General features: G+C 59.0%; 25 protein-coding genes. 17 read left to right on the top strand and 8 right to left on the bottom strand.

All coding sequences use genetic code 11. The features are described from left to right. Positions 1–212 precede the first annotated feature (212 nt). Entirely contained in the window at positions 213–491 is a 279-nt protein-coding gene (locus tag ACZ3HH_RS15240) for a DUF3509 domain-containing protein (protein ID WP_008005638.1), read from the top strand. A gap of 190 nt (positions 492–681) precedes the next feature. On the opposite strand, the gene mtnC is transcribed toward ACZ3HH_RS15240, so the two are convergent. The 5 genes from mtnC to aroC form a co-directional block, all read right to left on the bottom strand. Further along, positions 682–1365: an acireductone synthase gene (mtnC, locus tag ACZ3HH_RS15245; RefSeq protein WP_465805666.1), complete on the bottom strand. Its 684-nt coding sequence runs from the start codon at positions 1363–1365 to the stop codon at positions 682–684. A gap of 4 nt (positions 1366–1369) precedes the next feature. Continuing rightward, positions 1370–1915, bottom strand: a complete 546-nt coding sequence (locus tag ACZ3HH_RS15250) for a 1,2-dihydroxy-3-keto-5-methylthiopentene dioxygenase (protein ID WP_465805667.1) — start codon at positions 1913–1915, stop codon at positions 1370–1372. A gap of 34 nt (positions 1916–1949) precedes the next feature. Then, positions 1950–2591 carry a methylthioribulose 1-phosphate dehydratase gene (locus ACZ3HH_RS15255; RefSeq protein ID WP_465805668.1) on the bottom strand — a complete coding sequence of 214 codons (642 nt, stop codon included), beginning with the start codon at positions 2589–2591 and terminating at the stop codon, positions 1950–1952. Beyond that, positions 2588–3733, bottom strand: coding sequence for an MFS transporter (locus ACZ3HH_RS15260; protein WP_465805691.1), 1146 nt, complete (start codon positions 3731–3733; stop codon positions 2588–2590). The genes ACZ3HH_RS15255 and ACZ3HH_RS15260 overlap by 4 nt, the downstream gene beginning before the upstream one ends. A 177-nt stretch (positions 3734–3910) precedes the next feature. Then, complete coding sequence (gene aroC, locus ACZ3HH_RS15265) at positions 3911–5002, bottom strand: chorismate synthase (RefSeq protein ID WP_465805669.1); 1092 nt, start codon at positions 5000–5002, stop codon at positions 3911–3913. An 84-nt stretch (positions 5003–5086) separates the two neighbouring features. On the opposite strand from aroC, the gene ACZ3HH_RS15270 reads away from it, so the two are divergent. Further along, complete coding sequence (locus ACZ3HH_RS15270) at positions 5087–6085, top strand: alpha/beta hydrolase (protein ID WP_465805670.1); 999 nt, start codon at positions 5087–5089, stop codon at positions 6083–6085. A gap of 96 nt (positions 6086–6181) precedes the next feature. Further along, on the top strand, positions 6182–6973 hold the full coding sequence (locus ACZ3HH_RS15275) for a hypothetical protein (RefSeq protein WP_465805671.1): 792 nt from the start codon (positions 6182–6184) through the stop codon (positions 6971–6973). A gap of 126 nt (positions 6974–7099) precedes the next feature. Here ACZ3HH_RS15275 and prmB read toward each other — a convergent pair whose 3' ends face one another. Next, positions 7100–8008, bottom strand: a complete 909-nt coding sequence (gene prmB / locus ACZ3HH_RS15280) for a 50S ribosomal protein L3 N(5)-glutamine methyltransferase (protein WP_123496334.1) — start codon at positions 8006–8008, stop codon at positions 7100–7102. 238 nt (positions 8009–8246) lie between these two features. On the opposite strand from prmB, the gene ACZ3HH_RS15285 reads away from it, so the two are divergent. The 5 genes from ACZ3HH_RS15285 (at position 8247) to ACZ3HH_RS15305 (ending at position 11019) form a co-directional block, all read left to right on the top strand. After that, the gene (locus ACZ3HH_RS15285; protein WP_367372312.1) at positions 8247–8837 is read left to right on the top strand and encodes a cysteine hydrolase family protein; all 591 of its coding nucleotides are present in this window, start codon (positions 8247–8249) and stop codon (positions 8835–8837) included. 132 nt (positions 8838–8969) lie between these two features. Further along, a complete protein-coding gene (locus ACZ3HH_RS15290) occupies positions 8970–9290 on the top strand; it encodes a hypothetical protein (protein ID WP_460147080.1) in 321 nt (106 codons plus the stop codon). Between the two features lie 75 nt (positions 9291–9365). Next, positions 9366–9923 (top strand): Smr/MutS family protein, encoded by a 558-nt coding sequence (locus tag ACZ3HH_RS15295; RefSeq protein WP_007898817.1) that lies wholly within the window; start codon positions 9366–9368, stop codon positions 9921–9923. Between the two features lie 77 nt (positions 9924–10000). Further along, complete coding sequence (gene folE / locus ACZ3HH_RS15300; RefSeq protein ID WP_007898818.1) at positions 10001–10546, top strand: GTP cyclohydrolase I FolE; 546 nt, start codon at positions 10001–10003, stop codon at positions 10544–10546. Between the two features lie 101 nt (positions 10547–10647). Further along, positions 10648–11019, top strand: coding sequence for a glutathione S-transferase N-terminal domain-containing protein (locus tag ACZ3HH_RS15305; RefSeq protein ID WP_048394407.1), 372 nt, complete (start codon positions 10648–10650; stop codon positions 11017–11019). A 196-nt stretch (positions 11020–11215) separates the two neighbouring features. On the opposite strand, the gene ACZ3HH_RS15310 is transcribed toward ACZ3HH_RS15305, so the two are convergent. Further along, entirely contained in the window at positions 11216–12382 is a 1167-nt protein-coding gene (locus ACZ3HH_RS15310) for an aminotransferase-like domain-containing protein (RefSeq protein ID WP_465805672.1), read from the bottom strand. Positions 12383–12464: 82 nt separating this feature from the next. Between ACZ3HH_RS15310 and ACZ3HH_RS15315 the strand changes: the two genes are divergently transcribed. The 3 genes from ACZ3HH_RS15315 (at position 12465) to ACZ3HH_RS15325 (ending at position 15285) form a co-directional block, all read left to right on the top strand. Continuing rightward, complete coding sequence (locus tag ACZ3HH_RS15315) at positions 12465–12911, top strand: MarR family winged helix-turn-helix transcriptional regulator (protein ID WP_465805673.1); 447 nt, start codon at positions 12465–12467, stop codon at positions 12909–12911. Between the two features lie 318 nt (positions 12912–13229). Beyond that, positions 13230–14579, top strand: coding sequence for an NCS2 family permease (locus tag ACZ3HH_RS15320; protein ID WP_007940825.1), 1350 nt, complete (start codon positions 13230–13232; stop codon positions 14577–14579). 79 nt (positions 14580–14658) lie between these two features. Beyond that, entirely contained in the window at positions 14659–15285 is a 627-nt protein-coding gene (locus ACZ3HH_RS15325; RefSeq protein WP_367372313.1) for a LysE family translocator, read from the top strand. A gap of 182 nt (positions 15286–15467) precedes the next feature. Here ACZ3HH_RS15325 and uraH read toward each other — a convergent pair whose 3' ends face one another. Then, positions 15468–15821: a hydroxyisourate hydrolase gene (gene uraH / locus ACZ3HH_RS15330; RefSeq protein ID WP_258696832.1), complete on the bottom strand. Its 354-nt coding sequence runs from the start codon at positions 15819–15821 to the stop codon at positions 15468–15470. Positions 15822–16256: 435 nt separating this feature from the next. Here uraH and puuE point away from each other — a divergent pair, with 435 nt between their 5' ends. The 6 genes from puuE (at position 16257) to ACZ3HH_RS15360 (ending at position 21100) form a co-directional block, all read left to right on the top strand. Beyond that, positions 16257–17183 carry an allantoinase PuuE gene (gene puuE, locus ACZ3HH_RS15335; RefSeq protein ID WP_465805674.1) on the top strand — a complete coding sequence of 309 codons (927 nt, stop codon included), beginning with the start codon at positions 16257–16259 and terminating at the stop codon, positions 17181–17183. Next, positions 17180–17695 carry a 2-oxo-4-hydroxy-4-carboxy-5-ureidoimidazoline decarboxylase gene (gene uraD, locus ACZ3HH_RS15340; protein ID WP_465805675.1) on the top strand — a complete coding sequence of 172 codons (516 nt, stop codon included), beginning with the start codon at positions 17180–17182 and terminating at the stop codon, positions 17693–17695. The genes puuE and uraD overlap by 4 nt, the downstream gene beginning before the upstream one ends. An 88-nt stretch (positions 17696–17783) precedes the next feature. Beyond that, on the top strand, positions 17784–18779 hold the full coding sequence (alc, locus tag ACZ3HH_RS15345; RefSeq protein WP_030131652.1) for an allantoicase: 996 nt from the start codon (positions 17784–17786) through the stop codon (positions 18777–18779). 159 nt (positions 18780–18938) lie between these two features. Next, positions 18939–19442: an ureidoglycolate lyase gene (locus ACZ3HH_RS15350; RefSeq protein ID WP_007898831.1), complete on the top strand. Its 504-nt coding sequence runs from the start codon at positions 18939–18941 to the stop codon at positions 19440–19442. A 50-nt stretch (positions 19443–19492) separates the two neighbouring features. After that, a complete protein-coding gene (locus ACZ3HH_RS15355; RefSeq protein WP_465805676.1) occupies positions 19493–20791 on the top strand; it encodes a urate hydroxylase PuuD in 1299 nt (432 codons plus the stop codon). A gap of 165 nt (positions 20792–20956) precedes the next feature. Beyond that, complete coding sequence (locus ACZ3HH_RS15360; RefSeq protein WP_465805692.1) at positions 20957–21100, top strand: hypothetical protein; 144 nt, start codon at positions 20957–20959, stop codon at positions 21098–21100. The last annotated feature ends 481 nt before the right edge of the window (positions 21101–21581 follow it).

Here is a 21581-nt window from a genome sequence, read left to right on the forward strand (position 1 = left end):
AACCCTGGCGTCGGGATTGGTTCCATCGAATCGACGCCGACCACGCAAAATGCAGGATGCACGATGGCCATTCATGCAGATTGCACGAAAGCATAAAAACGCTTAAATGCTAACTTATTGATTTATAGGTATTTTTAAAAAATCAGGTGCTGGCACAATCACTGCAACTACCTCTCCATGTTGCCCTTCAAGCACAAACGGAGCTGATAGACATGAGCCTGATCCAGGAAAAATTTTCGTCGCTGTTCTCCAACTTCGAAGTGACCACCCAGCCCCGGCCGGACGGCGGCATTCTGCTGACCCTGCGTAGTACGGACGGCAAAGTCTTCAAACGTTCGATTTCCTACCAGCAATTGCATGCCGGCGATCAGCTGTCGTGGGTGATCAGCGCAATTCGCCGTGACATCGCCGAACAGGCCAGCGAACTGCCGCAGATCTCCATGCTGCAAAGCCAGCAACGGTTTGCCTTGCCGACCTATCACTCGGTTTAAACCGTTACAACGCTACAAAACAAACAGGCCGTGAGAGCTTTCGCTTCACGGCCTGAGTTGTTTCTGACGGTACGCCGATCCATGTGGGAGCGAGCCTGCTCGCGATAGCGGTGGATCAGTTAACAGAAATGTCGCCTGGCACACCGCTATCGCGAGCAGGCTCGCTCCCACAGGTTATGTGCATTGATCTTTAAAAAGTGGAAGGATCGATCCGGGCAAAGCTGTCGACAGTCACATGCCCCGCCAATTCCCCGCCCTCACGAGCCAGGCCACAGGTTGCCATCCCGGCCGTGCGCGCCGCGTCCAGCTCTTGAACGATGTCAGACAGAAATAGAATCTGCGACGCCTCGACACCAATCACCTGGGTGATGCGCTCGTAGGACTGCGCTTCCCGCTTTGGCCCTGAAGTGGTATCGAAATAGCCGCTGAACAGTGGCGACAAATCCCCCGCGTCCGAGCAACCGAAAATCAGTTTTTGTGCCTGAATCGAACCCGAGGAATAAACAAACAGTTGATAGCCTTCCTGATGCCAGCGCTTGAGCGCTTCAACGGCGTCCGGGTACACGTGGCCTTTCAACTGCCCGGCCTGATACCCCTGCTCCCAGACCATGCCTTGCAATGCCTTGAGCGGCGTGGCCTTGCGGTCTTCGGCGATCCAGCCCAGGAGGATTTCAATGACCCGTTCGACGTCGGCTTGCGGTTCATCGCTGTCACGCCGAACAGCGGCGAGCTGCTCGGCAACGTCGGCGCGTTCGGCGTTTTTTCGAACGAAATCCGGCAGGTGTTTGGCGGCGTAGGGAAACAGCACGTCGAACACAAAACTCACCGCGCTGGTGGTGCCTTCGATGTCGGTGAGTATCGCTTTGATCGGCATCGGCTCAGTCCTCGAGACGCGGGAAGCGGCTGGCGATGTTGTCGCCGGTGAAATTGGCCACCCAGCCTTCGGGGTTGTTGAACAGGCGGATCGCGACGAAATGCGGGTTTTCACCCATGTCGAACCAGTGCGGCGTACCGGCCGGTACGGAGATCAGATCGTTTTTCTCGCAGAGCACGGCGTAGACGTAATCGCCGATGTGCAGAGTGAACAAGCCACGGCCGGCGACGAAAAATCGCACTTCGTCTTCGCCATGGCGGTGCTCATCGAGGAACTTGGCGCGCAGTTCGGTTTTTTGCGGGTGGTCGCTATTCAGGCTGATCACGTCAACGGTGATGTAGCCGCGCTCGGTCATTAGTTGGTCGATTTGCGCCTGGTACGCGGCGATCACTTCTTCCTGGCTGGCGCCGGGCTGGATTTTCGCCGCAGCTTGCCAACGGTCGAAACGCACGCCCTGTTCGGCCAGGGTCGAGGCGATGTCTTCGAAGTGGGTCAACACCTTGTTCGGCAAGTCTGGGCTGCTGACGTGGTAAACGGACAGGCTGCTCATCGGGGCAACTCCTTAACGATTCATGCTTTGCGGTTCATGCTTGACGGTTCAGCTTTTTATGGTTCAAGAGTGAGCGCATCTTCAACTCGCACTCGAACAAAAATTCAAAGGCCTCGATCTGCCGCAGTGCGTCGTTCATGCGCGCGCCCCACGTGTAGAGGCCATGGCCGCGGATCAGATAGCCGACGCAATCAGGATGGGCGTCGAGCCAAGGCTGCACCTTGGCGGCCAGCCGTGCAATGTCCTGATCGTTGTCGAAAATCGGCACGCGCACCCGGGACTCGTGGGTCGAGACGCCGCTGAAGGCTTTTTGCAGTTCGTAGTCTTCGAACTCGATGAAGTCTTCCGGCGTCAGGCGCGACAGCACCGTGGCATTCACCGAATGGGTGTGCAGCACCGCGCCGATCTCCGGGCGCCAGCTATAGAGCTGAGTGTGCAGCAGGGTTTCGGCGGACGGTTTTTTGCCCGGTTCCAGGCTGTTGCCCGACAGGTCGGTGGCCAGCACATCGTCGATGCCCAACTGGCCTTTGTGCTTGCCAGAGACCGTCAGCAAGGCTTCGGTTGGCGACAGGCGGGTCGAGTAATTGCTGCTGGTGGCCGGCGACCAGCCGCGCCCATACAGAAAACGCCCGGCGTCGATAATTTCCTGGGCGAGGTGTTCACGGGTAAGGCTCATGGCCTGTCCTCTTGCATACATGTGGCAATGATAACGGCAGCAGCGAAGGCTGCGAGACTGGCAATACTAAAGGTCAATGTGGCGCCGAGGGCATTCCAGCTGTAGCCGGAATACAGCGCACCCAATGCGCCGCCGGTGCCGGCCAGCGCGGCATACAACGCCTGCCCCTGCCCTTGCTGACGCGCGCCGAAGCTACGTTGCACGAACTGGATGGCAGCCGCGTGAAAGCTGCCGAAGGTTGCGGCGTGCAGCACTTGGGCAAACAGCAGCACCCAGAGGAATTCAGCAAACGAACCGAGCAACAACCAACGCAACGCCGCCAATAGAAAACTCGTCAGCAGCACCCGGCGCACCGAGAAACGCGTAAGGATCTTGCTCATGGCCAGAAACATCAAGACTTCGGCAACCACGCCAACCGCCCAGAGTATGCCGATCAACCCGCGACTGTAACCGAGTCGCTCAAGGTGCAGGGTCAGAAAGGTGTAATACGGCCCGTGACTCATCTGCATCAGCGCCACGCAACCGTAGAACGCCAACACTCCGGGATTGCGCAATTGCTGGAGGAATCCCTCCCCCGCCAACCGTTCACTCTGAACAGGTTGCGCGTTGGGCACCCACAAGCTGCTGACGACGATACCGGCCATGATCAGCACCAGCGCCACCGGATAGATGTCCAGGCTGAGCCATTCGAACAATCTGCCGAGCGCGACCACGGTGATGATGAAACCGATTGAACCCCACAGGCGGATCTGACTGTAGCGAGACGTCTGGCCGTTCAAATGCGCCAGAGTGATGACTTCGAACTGCGGCAATACCGCGTGCCAGAAGAACGCGTGCAAGGCCATGACCATCGCCAGCCACGCATAGCTTTTGCTGACGAAAATCAGTGAGAAGGTCAACAGCGTACAAACCGCACCGAACCGTACGATGGCCAGCCGTCGCCCGGTGTAGTCACCGAGCCAGCCCCAGATGTTCGGCGCCACACAGCGCATCAGCATCGGGATCGCCACCAGTTCGCCAATGCGCGCACTGGAAAAGCCCAGATGATCGAAATACAGCGCCAGAAACGGCGCCGTCGAACCGAGCAAGGCGAAATAGAACAGATAGAAACTGGAGAGCCGCCAGTACGGGAGCGCCGCCACGGTCGTCAAACCAAAGCGGCTGTAAGGTTCTGCACAAAAACTGCCTGCGCGACGATCATGCTGCGTTAAAAACAGGCTCGCAATGCTCATGTAGGTCCCTACACTCCGCTTGCTCGCCTGTTTTTGCCTTGCCTGATCGCCGCTCGGCGAGTTTTCGTACAGCCCCTGCGTCAGCCATTAAAGCTGACCCAGCACCGGAGTGCTCACGCGTACATCGACGTTCTGCCCGCGGTGACGCAGCAGGTGATCCATCAGCACGATGGCCATCATCGCTTCGGCAATCGGCGTGGCGCGGATGCCGACGCACGGGTCGTGACGGCCTTTGGTGACAACTTCAACCGGGTTGCCGTGGATGTCGATGGAACGGCCAGGTGTGGTGATGCTCGAGGTTGGCTTGAGTGCCAGATGTGCAACGATCGGCTGACCGGACGAGATGCCACCGAGAATGCCACCTGAGTTGTTGCTGAGGAAACCTTCCGGGGTCATTTCATCACGGTGTTCGGTGCCGCGCTGGGCGATGCTGGCAAACCCGGCGCCGATTTCCACGCCTTTGACCGCGTTGATGCTCATCAGCGCGTGGGCCAGTTCGGCATCGAGGCGGTCGAAAATCGGCTCGCCCAAGCCAGGCATAACGCCTTCGGCAACCACGGTGATCTTCGCGCCTACCGAATCCTGGTCGCGACGCAACTGGTCCATATAGGCTTCCAGCTCCGGCACTTTGTCCGGGTCTGGGCTGAAGAAAGCGTTTTCTTCCACCGAATCCCAGGTTTTGAACGGGATTTCGATCGGGCCGAGCTGGCTCATGTAGCCACGAATGACGATGCCCTGGGTGGCCAGGTACTTTTTCGCAATCGCCCCTGCCGCCACGCGCATGGCGGTTTCACGGGCCGAACTGCGACCGCCGCCGCGGTAATCGCGCTCGCCGTATTTGTGGTGGTAGGTGTAGTCGGCGTGGGCCGGGCGGAACAGATCCTTGATCGCCGAGTAGTCCTTGGACTTCTGGTCGGTGTTGCGGATCAGCAGGCCGATGGCGCAACCGGTGGTGCGGCCTTCGAACACGCCGCTGAGGATTTCGACTTCGTCGGCTTCCTGGCGCTGGGTGGTGTGGCGGCTGGTGCCGGGTTTGCGCCGGTCCAGGTCGCGCTGCAGGTCCTCAAGGGAAATCTCCAGGCCCGGCGGGCAGCCATCGACAATGGCGACCAACGCCGGACCATGGCTTTCGCCCGCGGTGGTGACAGTGAACAGCTTGCCGTAGGTATTGCCGGACATGCGGGACGCTCCGTGAAATCGAACTGAAATACGTAATGCGCGCCAGTATACGCAGGCTACCCGACTAGTTCATCCTCGAACCTTATGGGTGCTTGCGAGTCCAACCGGCACCTTGTTGATGATGGCGTGATGATGCTGCGAGTTCTAGCCTTGAGCCTTACCTTGTTTACCGGCTTTGCACAGGCCACTGTCCTGCAACGCCCGATCACATTGGACACGGGCAGCGGCGAGCTTTTCGGCTCGCTGTTGCTGCCCAAGTCCGACACGCCGGTGCCGGTTGTCCTGATCATTTCCGGTTCCGGTCCTACGGATCGTGACGGAAACAACCCCGACGGCGGACGCAACGACAGCCTCAAACGGCTGGCCTGGGTGCTGGCCAAACACAACATCGCCAGCGTGCGCTACGACAAGCGCGGCGTGGCGGCGAGCCTGGCTGCGACTCCAGATGAACGCAATCTGTCGGTGGAGGCCTATGTGGCCGACGCCGAAGCCTGGGGCCACAAGCTCAAAACCGATCCGCGCTTTGGCAAACTGATTTTGCTGGGTCACAGCGAAGGTGCATTGATCGCCAGCCTGGCGGCGCCAAACGTCGATGCCGCAGCGGTGATTTCCATGTCTGGCAGCGCCCGGCCGATCGATCAGGTCCTGCGCCAGCAGTTGAGTAATCGCCTGCCGCCGCCGTTGATGCTGCGCAGCAATGAACTGCTCGACAGCCTCAAGGCCGGCCACACCGACGACAACGTGCCCCCGCAATTGCAGGTGATTTTCCGTCCCAGCGTGCAGCCGTACCTGATTTCGTTGTTCCGCCAAGACCCGGCAGCAGCCTTCGCCAAACTGAAGATGCCGGCGCTGATTATCCAGGGCAGCAACGACATTCAGGTCGGCGTGGGTGACGCCCAGACGCTCAAGGCGGCCAAACCGGACGCCGAACTGGCGCTGATCGAAGGCATGAACCACGTGATGCGTATCGTGCCCAACGACGTGAAGCGGCAATTGGCTTCCTATAAAGATCCGCAATTGCCACTGGCGGCCGAACTCGGTGCACGAATCCTCGGTTTTATTGACGGACTTCGCACCCGTTAAGCCCTAGCCCTCCAGTCCTGAAAAAAACGGCCGATAAGCCTTTGTCGCCAGCGCATTGGCTGGCGGCAAGCAGGGCTTGGACAGGATCTCGCCGTTATGACTGATACCCAGACTTCACCCGACACCACCGCTGAAAAAGACGCACCGCCAGCGGTCGAGCTGCCGTGGGCGGATGTCCACGTCGAGCACCACAAAATGCTCCGCCTGGCGCCGCTGAAAACCGACCGCAACACTGGCGGACGGCCATTGCGCTTTGTCGAATTTGGTTACGCCGAACGCAATAGCAAGGAACACAGCCTGCTGCGCATGACCATCAAGCTGCCGGGCCAGCGTGTGCGCAAAGAACAGAATCATCTGGACGTGTGGGTCAATCACACGACTAAACGCATGCATTTCGAGCCGGAAAGCGGTTTGCAGATCGAGCCGATGAACCGCGGAATCGGGCGCTATATGGCCGCTCAGGGCATTACCTGGGCGAAGAAGAAATGGCCCGCCTACACCGTCGACGCCACCGATCTGAACAACAAGGATGCGCTGAACGAAGACACTCGCCTGCGCCGCGATCACTTTCTGCGGGTGCACGGTTTTGACGTGGTCTACGCCGACGCCCAGCATTTGAAGGGCAGCGTTAAAGAGGTACAGGTCGGTGATTTGCTGGGCGACTGGAACAGCGAAAAGTTGCAGCAGGTGGAAATCCTCGAAGCCGCGCAGATGCTCCAGCAAGCCGAGCAGAACCTGGCGGAACAGGAAGTCAAACTGAAGAAGCACGAAGAAAAAGTCAGCAAGTACAAACGCGAAGACGCAGGGCTGCGTTTTACCATTACCTGTCTGGTGGCGTTTGCGGTGTTTCAGGCGGGGTTGTTGATCTGGATTGCTACGCACCGTTGAAGGCTTGAGACCGCGGCGCCGCCATCGCGGGCAAGCCACGCTCCCACAGGTTTTGTGTCGTGTCCAAATGATGTGGCACACACAAAACCTGTGGGAGCGTGGCTTGCCCGCGAAGGCTTTCTACCGTCAGACGCGAGAAGCGAACAACGCCTGATGATCGCGGCACTGCTGCGCTGTCAGCATGAACACCCCATGCCCACCGCGCTCGAACTCCAGCCAGGCGAAGTCGACTTCCGGGTACAACGCCTCGACGTGAACCTGGCTGTTACCTACCTCGACAATCAGCAAACCCTTCTCGGTCAGATGATCCGCCGCTTCGGCGAGCATGCGACGCACCAGGTTCAAACCGTCATCGCCACAGGCCAGGCCCAGCTCCGGTTCGTGCTGATACTCGTCCGGCATGTCGGCGAAATCTTCCGCATCGACGTAAGGCGGGTTCGACACGATCAGGTCGAAACGTTGACCCGGCAAGCCATCGAAACCATCGCCCTGAACGGTGAACACGCGCTCATCGACACCGTGGCGCTCGATGTTCTGATTCGCCACTTCCAGCGCTTCGAACGACAGATCGGCCAGCACCACTTCAGCGTTCTGGAACTCGTAAGCACAGGCGATGCCGATGCAACCGGAACCGGTGCATAGGTCGAGAATGCGCGCAGGTTCGGCACCCAACCACGGTTCGAAACGTTTTTCGATCAGCTCGCCAATTGGCGAACGCGGGATCAGCACGCGTTCGTCGACAATGAATGACATTCCACAGAACCAGGCTTCGCCCAGCAGGTAAGCTGTCGGAATGCGCTCTTCGATGCGGCGCTTGAGCAAGCGTTGCAAATTGACCAGCTCGTCATCTTCCAGACGGCAATCCAAATAGCTGTCGGCGATTTCCCACGGCAAGTGCAGCGCACCCAATACCAGTTGACGGGCTTCATCCCAGGCGTTGTCGGTCCCATGGCCGAAAAACAGATCCTCCCCATGGAAGCGGCTGACGGCCCAACGGATATGGTCACGCAGGGTACGAAGTCGGGAAGTGATCACGGGGCAAACTCCAGAAAAAACGACTGACGATTCTAACAGCCAAAAGGCGCCGCGACGACGCAGGAAAAACACCGGATCAGATGTAGGACTCTTCTATTTTTTCAGCAAGCTATTGAACAGAACGAGTATCTTAACGAGGCTGCGACCCAACAACGGCGGTGCCTACGATGGTAGCGATTCACAGAAGCGCTCAGCCAGAGGAGAATGTCGCAAAAGCCCCACCCGAAGGAGCCCCAGAATGTCCGTTCCAAAAACGATGTTTCAACTCAGCGGCCGTGGATATGCAGCGGCCAATCTGGGTCATGCGACCCTTGTCATCATCGATGCCCAGAAAGAATACCTCAGCGGCCCCTTGGCACTGAGCGGCATGGATGCTGCCGTCGCGAACATCAAGCAACTGGTGGCCGCTGCCCGTGCAGCCGGTCGGCCGATCGTGCACGTGCGCCACCTCGGCACCGTCGGTGGGCTGTTCGACCCGCAAGGCGAGCGCGGCGAGTTCATCCCCGGGCTCGAGCCACAGGGTGACGAAACCATCATCGGCAAATTGCTGCCGAGTGCGTTTCATGGCACCGAACTGCTGGAGCGCCTGCAGAATCTCGGCTCGCTGGACCTTATCGTCTGCGGCTTCATGAGCCATTCCAGCGTCAGCACTACCGTGCGCGCCGCGAAGAACCTGGGCTTTCGTTGCACATTGGTTGAAGACGCCTGCGCGACTCGCGACCTGCCCTACAAGGGTGGCGTCCTGAGCGCCGAGCACGTTCAGCACACCGAGATGGCGATTATGGCGGACAATTTCGCCACCCTCGCCCAGACCCACGAACTGATCTGATCACCCCTTCGATGAGCGGTCCATGCCGCCGCTCATCCGCAAAAGCCTCTCATTTGCTGTAATTGCCCTAGCCTCAGGAACATCCCGGTCAACTCCCGGTCGAAGGGCCGATACCCATTGAGGAAGGTCGGAATGAAGTTATCCGATGGTTTTGATGCACGCCGCTTGCGGCCCAAAGGCCAACGCAACTGGCGTTTTCGCTTCGGCGCAGCGATTGCTGCCTTGCTGGCGATGTGCGGTGTGTTGCTCGCCATGGCAGGTGCTGCCAGCCTGCTCGGCCACGCACCCGCCCTGGGTGAGTTGAATACCAACCGGGTCGGTTCGGCAGTTATTCTGGCGATTGGCCTGTTCGTGCTGTACATCGGCGTGTGGCTATGGCGCCGCTGCCGTCGCCGCTCGCGCCAGTCACGGGAGCTGAACATGTCTCCACACTTGATGAAAAAACACGACTAAGCCCAACGCCGGACGTTTTGTCGCGCCCGATTCGTCCCGACTTGGGTAAACTGGCCGCCCTTCGCGGAGGCTGACATGCAAGACGACGATTTTTCCCTGTTCAAAAGCGCGATTCAAGGCGTCAAGCCGATCAAGCACGATCGCGCCGAAACCGGCAAACCCAAGGCCGACCGCGCGCAAATCGCCAAGCTGCGCCAGGCCGCCACCGTGCGCACCGACGCCACCACCGTTGACGGGCTGTCCGATCAGTTCGTCATCGATGTCGGCCCCGAAGATGAGCTGATGTGGGCTCGCGACGGCGTCCAGGAAAGCCAGATGCGCAAGCTCAAGATCGGACAGATTCCGTTCGAAGGCAGCCTCGATCTGCATGGCATGAACGTGGAAAAGGCCCGTGAAACCCTGTGGGCCTTTCTGGCCGAAGCGACCAAATTCGAAATCCGCTGCGTACGCGTCACCCACGGCAAGGCCGTGCGTCTGGACGGTAAGCGGCCAATGATCAAGAGTCACGTCAACACGTGGCTACGCCAGCATTCACAGGTGCTCGGCTTCACCTCGTGCCAACCGAAACACGGCGGCGCCGGAGCGGTTTATGTGATGCTCAAACGCACCATGATGGAAGGTCGCGACGAGTGATGCCGTCGCTTCACGCTTGCAGCGCCGTGTCCGTCACCGTACCCTTGCCCTTTGCGTAAAATCCCACAGGTAGTTTCATGTCCCTGGAACAGAATTACACCGAGATTCTCGGCCAATTGGGCGAGGACGCCTCCCGCGAGGGCCTGCTCGACACGCCAAAACGTGCCGCCAAAGCCATGCAGTACCTTTGCCGCGGTTATGAACAGACACTGGAAGAGGTTACCAATGGTGCCTTGTTCAGCTCCGACAACAGCGAGATGGTGCTGGTCAAGGACATCGAGCTTTACTCGTTGTGCGAGCACCACATGCTGCCGTTCATCGGCAAGGCCCACGTTGCCTACATCCCGAGCGGCAAGGTTCTGGGGTTGTCGAAAGTCGCGCGGATTGTCGATATGTACGCTCGCCGCCTGCAGATCCAGGAAAACCTCAGCCGCCAGATCGCCGATGCGGTCCAGCAAGTCACCGGCGCCCTGGGCGTGGCGGTGGTGATCGAGGCCAAGCACATGTGCATGATGATGCGCGGTGTGGAGAAACAGAATTCGACGATGATCACCTCGGTGATGCTCGGCGAGTTCCGCGAAAACGCGGCCACCCGTAGCGAGTTTCTCAGCCTGATCAAGTAACTCGCAGCACGAAGAAAACCGGCACTGATCGCCGGTTTTTTTTCGCCTGCGAAAAATCAGGTAAGCTGCGCGCCTTCTGTTTGCCTTGTGAGGCTTATACCGTGTTCGTTAAAGCGCTTCGTATCGGCCTCGGCCAACTGATCATCTTCATCGATTTCATTACTCGTCCAGGCAAAAAGCAGCGCCCCGCCGCCGCTCAGGCCCAGGTCGAAACCGCCGCCAAGGACCTGACCCTGTATCAGTTCCACGCCTGCCCGTTCTGCGTGAAAACCCGCCGCACCCTGCGCCGCCTGAACGTTCCGGTGGCGTTGCGCGATGCGAAGAACAACGAACAGGATCGCCAGGCTCTGCTGGAGCAAGGTGGCAAGATCAAGGTGCCGTGCCTGCGCATCGAAGAGAATGGCCAGACCACCTGGATGTATGAGTCCAAGGTGATCATTGATTATCTGGATAAACGGTTTGCTGCTGCCTGATGGTTTTGTGGTGTTTCGACCGGCGCCATCGCGGGCAAGCCCGCTCCCACAGGGATTTGTAGCGTAGATGCGATCTGTGTTTAAAACAGATCCATTGTGGGAGCGGGCTTGCCCGCGATGAGGCCAGACCAGCCACCACAAACTTCAGACAAAAATAAACCGGCCCATCGGCCGGTTTATTTGTTTCTGCATCCCCTCAAGCCGCTTCTGCCGCCTGGGCCTGACGCACCACCGCTGCCAGCCGCTTGAGCCCTTCGTCCAGCCGCGCCGGGTCGATGTGGCTGAAGTTCAGTCGCAGATGGCCGGGGTTCTTGTCCGGCTCAGGGAAAAACGGTTCGCCCGGCATAAAGGCCACATCCGCCGCCAGCGCAGCCTTGAGCAGCGTGCGGGTATCCAGCGGCTGCTTGAGCGTCAGCCAGAAAAACAGCCCACCCTGCGGCACGTTCCACTGCGCCAGATCGGAAAAGTGCGTTTCCAATGCTGACTGAAACGCATCCCGACGACCCCGATAGAAGCCCCTCAACTCACCCAGGTGCTGTTGGTATTTCTCAGTGCCGATCCATTGCAATGCTTGCCACTGCCCGATGCGGTTGGTGTGCAGATCGGCCGATTGCTTGAGCCGCAACAAGTGCGGAAACAGGTCTGGGCTGGCGATCAGGTAACCGACCCGCAGACCCGGCAACAGGGTTTTCGACACGGTGCCGGTGTAGATCCAGCTCGCCTTGTTCAAGCGACTGACGATCGGCGTGGCACTGCCGCCGTCGAAGGTCAGTTCGCGGTAGGGTTCGTCTTCGATCAGGGTCACGCCGAACTCGTCGAGCAATGCCGCCACTGCATCTCGCTTGGCCTCGCTGTAGCGCACTGCCGATGGGTTCTGAAACGTTGGAATCAGGTAGATGAACGCTGGTTTGTGTGTTTCCAGACAACTGCGCAATTGCGCCAGGTTCGGGCCGTCGGCTTCCTGCGGGACGGTGATGCAGTCGGCGCCGAACAACTGAAAGATCTGCAACGCTGCCAGGTAGGTCGGCGCTTCAAGCAGGATCTCGGTGCCTTTGTCGATGTAGAGCTTGGCCGCCAGATCGAGGGTTTGCTGGGAACCGCTGACCACCAGCACCTGACTCGCCTCGCACGGCACACCCAATGCTCGGGCTTCGGCAGCCAGCGCCTCACGCAGCGCCGGCTCGCCTTCACTCATGCCGTATTGCCCCACGGAGAGCGGCATGTCAGCCCACTCGACTTTCGGCAGCATGGCTTCGGCCGGTAAACCGCCGGCGAACGACATCACTTCCGGGCGCTGGGCGGCGGCGAGGATTTCACGGATCAAAGAACTTTTAAGGCGCGAGACACGTTCGGAAAAAGCCATGGGGGTCACCGGTAGCGAGGCCTGAGGAAAATGAGTCAAACTGGTTGACCGAAATTACGACAGACCGAGCGGATACGTCAACATGCTTGACCTTAAAAACCCCAGTACTCAGCAACAAGCCATGGAAGCGTTTTTCTTCGGTTACCAGGCCTTCACTGCCAAGGCCGACGAAATGCTCGAGCGTCGCGGCTTGAGCCGGGTGCATCAACGCATCGTGTTTTTCATCGCCCGCTACCCCGCCCTCAGCGTCAAGGAGTTGCTGGCGTTACTGGGTGTGAGCAAGCAGGCGCTGAACATTCCGCTGCGTCAGTTGGTGGAAATGCACTTGGTGAACAGCGTCGCGTCCGAAACCGACAAGCGTAAGCGGTTGCTGGAGCTGACCGACGATGGCGCGCGGTTCGAGCAGTCGCTGCGGCGCGAGCAGGTGAAATTGCTGGAGCGGGTGTTTGCCGAGGCCGGAGAGGCGGCGGTGAATGGGTGGTTGGCGGTGAATCTGGCGCTGGGGAAAAGTCAGGTGGCAGCTGACTGAACGCTCTGCCCGCGACATGTGTATCGACTGATCTAAAGCTATCGCGGGCAAGCCACGCTCCCACAGGGGAATGCGCTCACCTGTAGGAGCGAGGCTTGCCCGCGAAGGCGTCCTTCCTGGCGATATATCCCTATTGCCAAACTTTTCGTCTACAAAATCAAAAACATTATTTGCTTTATTTGTATACAAAAGCATAATTCGCTTCGTGCGACTTCCTGACCACACGGTCAACAAATTCGCGAATGCCTCAAAGGGCCGCTGCCACCCTCATGGGTCCGGCCCTGGAAATAACAATAAAACTCTTGAGGAGTACTCACTGTGGAAAGCCGCAAATCCGAAGCCTCGACGCTGGAACTCTCGCCGCCATTACGCAATGGCTGGCTGGAGCGCATCTTCAAACTCAGCTTGCACGGCACCACGGTGAAGACCGAGCTGATTGCCGGTCTGACAACCTTCATCACCATGGCTTACATCATCTTCGTCAACCCGAACATCATGGCCGATGCCGGCATCGATCACGGGGCGGCGTTCGTCGCCACCTGCATCGCCGCCGCGCTGGGTTGCCTGCTGATGGGCCTCTACGCCAACTGGCCGGTCGGCCTGGCACCGGGCATGGGCCTGAACGCGTTCTTCACTTACACCGTGGTCGGCACCATGGGCTACAACTGGGAAACCGCGCTCGGTGCGGTGTTCGTTTCCGGTGTGTTGTTCATGTTCCTGACCTTTTCCCGGATTCGCGAATGGCTACTCAACAGCATTCCAGTGAGTTTGCGCTTTGCCATGGGCGCCGGTGTGGGCTTGTTTCTGGGGCTGATCGGTTTGAAAACCGCTGGCATCGTTGTCGATAGCCCGGCCACTCTGATCAAGCTTGGTTCCCTGCGCGAGCCTGGTCCGCTGCTGGCGGCCATCTGCTTCCTGATGATTGCCGTGCTCAGCTATCACAAAGTGTTCGGCGCGATTCTCATCAGCATCATCACCGTGACCCTGGCCGGTTGGGGCCTGGGCCTGGTGCACTACGAGGGCATCATGTCTGCCCCGCCGAGCCTGGCACCAACCTGGATGGCCATGAATGTCGCCGGCGTATTCAACGTCAGCATGATCAGCGTGGTACTCGCTTTCCTCTTTGTGCACATGTTCGACACCGCCGGCACCCTGATGGGCGTGGCCCAACGCGCCAACCTGGTGAACGCTGACGGCCGGATCGAAAACCTTTCCCGCGCCATGAAAGCCGACAGTGCTTCCAGCGTATTTGGTGCGGTGGTCGGTGTTCCGCCAGTCACCAGCTATGTGGAAAGTGCCGCTGGTGTAGCAGCGGGTGGTCGGACTGGTCTTACCGCCGTGACCGTAGGTGTGCTATTTATTGCCGCAATGTTTTTCGCACCGCTGGCTGGCATGATCCCCGCTTACGCAACCGCCGGTGCGCTGATTTATGTGGCGATGCTGATGATGGGCGGCATGGCGCACATCGAATGGGACGAAGCAACCGACAGCATTCCGGCGATCGTTACCGCGATCATGATGCCGCTGACCTTCTCGGTCGCCGACGGCATCGCGCTGGGCTTCATCACTTATGTGGCGCTGAAGGCCGGCACCGGTAAGTACAAGGAAATTTCCGTCAGCCTGTGGGTGCTTTGCGCGATCTTCATCGCCAAGTTCATTTTCTTGTAAGCCGTTTACGATTCAAAAGCAGTGCTTCAAAACAGCCTCACCCCGTCGGGTGAGGCTTTTGTGCAAATGGAGGAAAGTGATGAGTCTGGAAACCTGGCTGCTGTTCAGCGGCGCTGCGCTGGTGGTGATCCTGATCCCGGGGCCACTGTCTTTGCTGATGATCAGCAACAGTCTGAATTACGGATTGCGCCGCTCTTACCCGGCGTTTCTGGGAGGCGTGATTGCGTCGATCTGCCTGCTCAGCGCTTCGGCGCTTGGCTTGGGCGCATTGTTGCTGGCGTCGGAACAGCTGTTCAGCGCCCTGAAAATCGTCGGTGCGCTGTACCTGTTCTACCTCGCCTGGCAGAGCTGGCAGCAATCGCGTCAGCCATCCCAAGGCGCCGAAGTGCCCCAGGCTGCACCGGTGCCGCGCTTTCGCGCACTGTTCGGGCGCGCGTTCATGCTCGGCGCGAGCAATCCGAAAGACATTTTGTTCTTCGCCGCTTTCCTGCCGCAGTTTTTGAGTGCTGAGCAACCCTTCTTGCCGCAGTTGCTGGTGATGATTGCCACCTGGACCGTGCTGGATTTGCTGTGCAAATTGGCTTATGGGCTGGGTGCTCACGGCGCGGCGCGGTATCTGCGCAGCGGCAAGGGGCAGAGTTGGTTTAACCGGGTGAGTGCGGGGTTGTTCAGTGGTGCGGGCGCAGCATCCCTGTTGAGCCGCTAAGAGCTTCGCGGGCAAGCCCGCTCCCACAGGTTCTGTGAGGGCCAGAAATTCTTGTGGGAGCGGGCTTGCCCGCGAAGGCGTCATTGGCAACGCCACATTTCTACAGGCAAAAAAAAGCCCGCAGTGTGAGCGGGCGAAAGACCAAAGAAGCTATATGCGCAGGATTTTTGGGGGGGAAAGTCCTAGCTTCCTCTGTAGGTCGAATAGCTATACGGCGAAATCAACAACGGCACATGGTAGTGATCCTGTTCCGCAGAGATGCCAAACCGCAGCACCACCACATCCAGGAACGCAGGCTCAGGCAGCTGAACCCCACGGGCGCGGTAGTAATCACCCGCATGAAACTGAAGCTGATAGACCCCGGACCGATAGTCATCGCCTTGCAGCAGCGGCGCATCGACACGGCCATCGCTGTTGGTAATCGCCGTGGCGACCCATTCCAGCTGCGAACCTTCAACGCGGTACAACTCGACCTTGATCGAACTGCCCGGGCAACCGTGTGCAGCGTCCAAAACGTGTGTAGTCAAACGTCCCATTGATTCTGCGCGCCTGCCTGCGTGGAGCAGTCAGACCTCGCGCCTCCCGAAGTCAGTTGAAAAGGAGGCCGCACCGTTTCGGAGCACGAAAAGCTGCGGCGAGCGACTGATTAAGACACTTTTCATAAAAATTGTACACAATAAAAACGACATTTTTACCGCTACCGTCGTCATTCAGGGTTTACCAGCCAATCTTGCGCCGAACCATGAGATCAGAGGACCTTATATCCATTAGCTGACCAGTCAGGCAGGTTTCTTGCAGGCCCCTTCAAAGTGGGCAGTCAGTGAAAAATGCAAAAAATCAGGCTTACAAAGTGAATATAAAGTTGTATACAATCACTCCATCGCTGTGACGCCAGCCGGCCCTCTCATCGCCAGGCCGCCACACACACCCTGACTTTGAATAAGTCGACACGAACAAGAAGGAAGACTGCAGTGAGCGCTGACTATCCACGCGACCTGATCGGTTACGGCAGTAACCCTCCTCACCCACACTGGCCGGGCAATGCCCGCATCGCGCTGTCCTTCGTGCTCAATTACGAGGAAGGTGGCGAGCGCAATATCCTGCACGGCGATAAAGAGTCCGAAGCTTTCCTCTCGGAGATGGTCTCGGCGCAGCCGCTGCAAGGCGAGCGCAACATGAGTATGGAGTCCCTTTACGAGTATGGCAGCCGTGCCGGCGTCTGGCGGGTTCTGAAACTGTTCAAGGAGTTCGACATTCCGCTGACCATCTTCGCCGTGGCCATGGCCGCCCAGCGCCACCCGGACGTGATCCGCGCCATGGTCGATGCTGGCCATGAAATCTGCAGCCACGGCTATCGCTGGATCGACTACCAGTACATGGACGAAGCGCAGGAACGCGAGCACATGCTTGAAGCGATTCGCATCCTCACCGAAATCACCGGCGAGCGCCCACTGGGCTGGTACACCGGCCGCACCGGCCCGAACACCCGTCGGCTGGTGATGGAAGAAGGCGGCTTCCTTTACGACTGCGACACCTACGACGACGACCTGCCCTACTGGGAACCGAACAACCCGACTGGCAAGCCGCATCTGGTGATCCCCTACACCCTGGACACCAACGACATGCGCTTCACCCAGGTCCAGGGTTTCAACAAGGGCGACGATTTCTTTGAATACCTCAAAGACGCCTTCGACGTGCTGTATGCCGAAGGCGCCGAAGCACCGAAGATGTTGTCGATCGGCCTGCACTGCCGCCTGATCGGCCGTCCGGCGCGTCTGGCCGCGCTCAAACGCTTTATCGAATACGCTAAAAGTCATGAACAGGTGTGGTTCAGCCGTCGCGTCGACATCGCTCGCCACTGGCACCAAACCCACCCGTATCAAGGGGCCGCGAAATGAGCCACTTCCAAACCCTGAAGCCATCGACCTTGGGCCGCGACGCGTTTGTCGCCGCCTTCGCCGACATCTACGAACATTCGCCATGGGTGGCCGAGAAGGCCTTCGACCTGGGTCAGGACGCTTCGATCGACGAGATCGAAACCCTGCACCAGCGCATGAGCGACATCTTGTTGAGCGCTGATCACACAAGCCAACTGGCCCTGATCAACGCTCACCCGGACCTGGCCGGCAAAGCCGCCGTCCAGGGCCAGCTTACCGCTGCCAGCACTGAAGAACAGTCTGGCGCGGGTATTCACCAATGCACGGCCGAAGAGTTTTCTCGCTTCACCGAGCTGAACGACGCCTACAAAGCCAAGTTCAAGTTTCCCTTCATCATGGCGGTAAAAGGCAGCAACCGGCATCAGATCCTCGCGGCGTTCGAAACGCGCATTCACAACTCGGCAGATACCGAATTCAAATGCGCGCTGGCGGAGATCAACAAGATCGCGTTGTTCCGATTACTGACCCTATAGCGACCTTGGCCCGAGCGGAATTGAACGCACAAATCGCCCAGGGCCCTGAGAGCATCCCAAGCCAACTTATTAAAGGCAGACAAGAAGAATGAAAGCTTACGCCGTACCTTTCGAGAAGTTCGTCAACCTGGCCGACGCCCGTCTGGGCACCAAGATCATCTCGGTCACCGATGACTGGTTCGCAGACGCCAACCGTCTGTTCCAACCGACCCCGGCCGTGTGGAAGGAGGGCGTGTTCGATGACAACGGCAAGTGGATGGACGGCTGGGAGTCGCGCCGCAAGCGCTTCGAAGGCTACGACAGCGCCGTGATCCGCCTGGGTGTACCGGGCTCGATCAAAGGCGTGGACATCGACACTTCATTCTTCACCGGCAACTTCCCGCCGTCGGCTTCGCTGGAAGCTTGCTTCCTGGCCTCGGGCGAGCCGGACGAAAACACCCAGTGGACTGAAGTGCTGTCGGCCGTCGAGTTGCAAGGCAACAGCCACCACTACCACGAAATCAACAACGATCAGGCGTTCAGCCATCTGCGCTTCAACATCTACCCGGATGGTGGCGTGGCCCGTCTGCGTGTGTACGGCATTCCGTTCCGCGACTGGTCAGCTGTTGGCGACAACGAACAAGTCGATCTGGCCGCAGCCCTGAACGGTGGCCGTGCGCTGGCCTGCTCCGACGAACACTTCGGCCGCATGAGCAACATCCTCAACCCGGGTCGTGGCATCAACATGGGCGACGGCTGGGAAACTGCGCGTCGTCGTACGCCGGGCAATGACTGGGTGATCGTCGCGCTGGGCCATGCGGGCGAGATCGAGAAAGTCATCGTCGACACCCTGCACTTCAAAGGCAACTACCCGGACACCTGTTCGATCCAGGGCGCGTTCGTGAAGGGCGGCACCGACAGCCAGATCGAAACCCAATCGCTGTTCTGGCGCGAACTGCTGCCAAGCCAGAAGCTGGAAATGCACGCCGAACACACCTTCGCCGAGCAGATCAAGGCGCTGGGCCCGATCACCCACATCCGCCTGAATGTGTTCCCGGACGGTGGTGTGAGTCGCCTGCGGGTATTGGGCAAGGTCGCGAAATAAGCGCTGAACCTGTGGCGAGGGAGCTTGCTCCCGCTGGGCTGCGAAGCGGCCCCGCTCTTTGTTTAAAAAGAATTGGGAGTGCTGCGCACTCCAGCGGGAGCAAGCTCCCTCGCCACAAAAGCAGAACAAACAACACAGAATTCGGAAAAGAAGACCAGCATGCGCACATTGACGATTGAACCGCTGACCAAAGAAGCCTTCGCCCCTTTCGGTGACGTGATCGAAACCGACGGCAGCGATCACTTCATGATCAACAACGGTTCGACCATGCGCTTTCACAAACTGGCGACGGTGGAAACCGCTACGCCAGAGGACAAGGCGATCATCAGCATCTTCCGCGCCGACGCGCAGGACATGCCGCTGACCGTCTGCATGCTGGAGCGTCACCCGCTGGGCAGCCAGGCTTTCATTCCACTGCTCGGCAACCCCTTTCTGATCGTGGTCGCGCCACTTGGCGATGAACCTGTATCAGGCTTGGTCCGCGCCTTCGTCACCAACGGCAGGCAGGGCATTAATTACCATCGCGGCGTTTGGCACCATCCGGTGCTGACGATCGAAAAGCGGGATGACTTCCTGGTGGTTGATCGCAGTGGCACAGGCAATAACTGCGATGAGCATTTTTTCAAAGAGGATGAGCGTTTGATCCTCGCCCCCCACCAATAAGAGAAGGTCTGATCACTCGACAACAGAGTGACAGGCGAGAGGTAAAGACTGTGGAAGCACATCTGTTGGAATGGCTGAACCTGAGCGTGCGCTGGGTTCACATGATTACTGGCGTGGCCTGGATCGGCGCGTCGTTCTATTTCGTCTGGCTGGAAAACAACCTCAATCGGGTCAATCCGAAAAACGGGCTGGCGGGCGATTTGTGGGCGATCCATGGCGGCGGTATCTACCACCTGGAAAAATACAAACTGGCTCCACCGACCATGCCGGACAACCTGCACTGGTTCAAATGGGAAGCCTACTTCACCTGGCTGTCGGGGGTCGCGCTGCTGTGCGTGGTGTTCTACTCCAACCCGACGCTGTACTTGCTGGCTCCGGGCAGCAGCCTGACCGGCCCTGAAGGTGTTCTGCTGGGCATCGGTTCGCTGTTCGTCGGCTGGTTTGTCTACTCCTTCCTTTGCGACTCGGCCTTGGGCAAACGCCCTGCCCTGCTCGGCGTCATCCTGTTCGTGCTGATCATCGGCGCTGCTTACGGCTTCAGCAAAGTGTTCAGCGGTCGTGGCGCATACCTGCACGTCGGCGCGATCATCGGCACCATCATGGTCGGCAACGTGTTCCGCATCATCATGCCGGCGCAGCGCGCCTTGGTGGCGGCGATCGCCGAGAATCGCACGCCCGATCCGGCCCTGCCGGCCAAAGGTTTGCTGCGTTCGCGTCACAACAACTACTTCACCTTGCCGGTGCTGTTCATCATGATCAGCAACCACTTCCCGAGCACCTACGGCAGCCAATACAACTGGCTGATCCTGGCCGGGATCGCGGTGCTGGCGGTGTTGGTGCGTCACTACTTCAACACCCGTCACGACAGCCACAAGTTTGCCTGGACCCTGCCCGTTGCGGCGGTCGGCATGATTTGTCTGGCCTACGTGACCGGGCCGGCGCCGATGTCCAGCGCACCTGAAGTAGCCAAGGCGCCTGGGACCATCGAGTACCAGCCGCTGCCGGAAACCGCCCTCGGGGGTGGCGCCAAACCTGAAGCGGCAAAAGCGGCGCCGGCTGCTGAACCGGCTCAGGCGTCCAATCAGGGGCCATCGTTCGACAAGGTTCACAGCGTGATCCAGGAACGTTGCGCCGTGTGCCATTCGGCCAAACCGACCAGCCCGCTGTTCAGCGCGGCGCCGGCCGGGGTGATGTTCGATACGCCTGAACAAATCAAGCTCCAGGCCCCGCGCATCCAGGCCCAGGCTGTTGCCAGCCAGATCATGCCACTGGGCAACATCACCCAGATGACCCAGCAGGAGCGTGACCTGATCGGTGCGTGGATTGTTCAGGGAGCCCAAACCCACTAAGTAGCAAAAGCATCGCGGGCAAGCCCGCTCCCACAGGGTTTGCATTGCCTGTGCGGGAGCTGGCTTGCCTGCGATTGGCCGCAACGCGGTCCACCTGATTAGAAAACAGCTGCCAGCAGCACTGCAGCTGTAAATCACAAGAATAAAAAAGATCCGAGGTGTTGCATGTCCGAGCTATCCGAAGCCCGCATCCCCGACGCACCCGCCATTCAGCGCTTACCCCTTTTGCAACTGATCCTGGTCGGTCTGCAACACGTTCTACTGATGTACGGCGCGGCCATCAACCACTGCCACGCCCACCCGCACTGACACCGTAAAGACACACCCCCTGTGGAAGCGAGCCTGCTCGCTCCCACAGGGGTGGCTGCCTGCGCCTCAAACAATAAAAACAAGAGGGAGCAACAGATGATTCGTACCCAGACAAGCCTGTCGTTTAGCGACGCCAGGCTGATCGCCGACAACCATGCCCCAAACCTGTCCCCGACGCTCTGTTGCGGGGCACTTGAGCCATGGCGCGGGAGTCAGTATTCTCCGCGCCCGCTCGAGTTCGGTCTAAAAAAAAGCGCGAAATTAATTCCTGACCAGAAAGCCAACTTACCCCGGCTCTGGACCGTACCAAGGCACCCTGAAATGACGCTCAATCGACTGTTTTCGAACAGCCGAACGGGCATTTTTTTGCTTTTCGAAAGCCTTGGCTCAGCTCTTGCTAACAGCATCAAAGCTGACCGACTGGATGATTTTTTACAGCAGCAAGAAAAGGCGCCACACCAGAGCGCCGACCTTAGAAAAA

It is taken from the genome of Pseudomonas sp. PME37.24/025 (assembly GCF_055556615.1).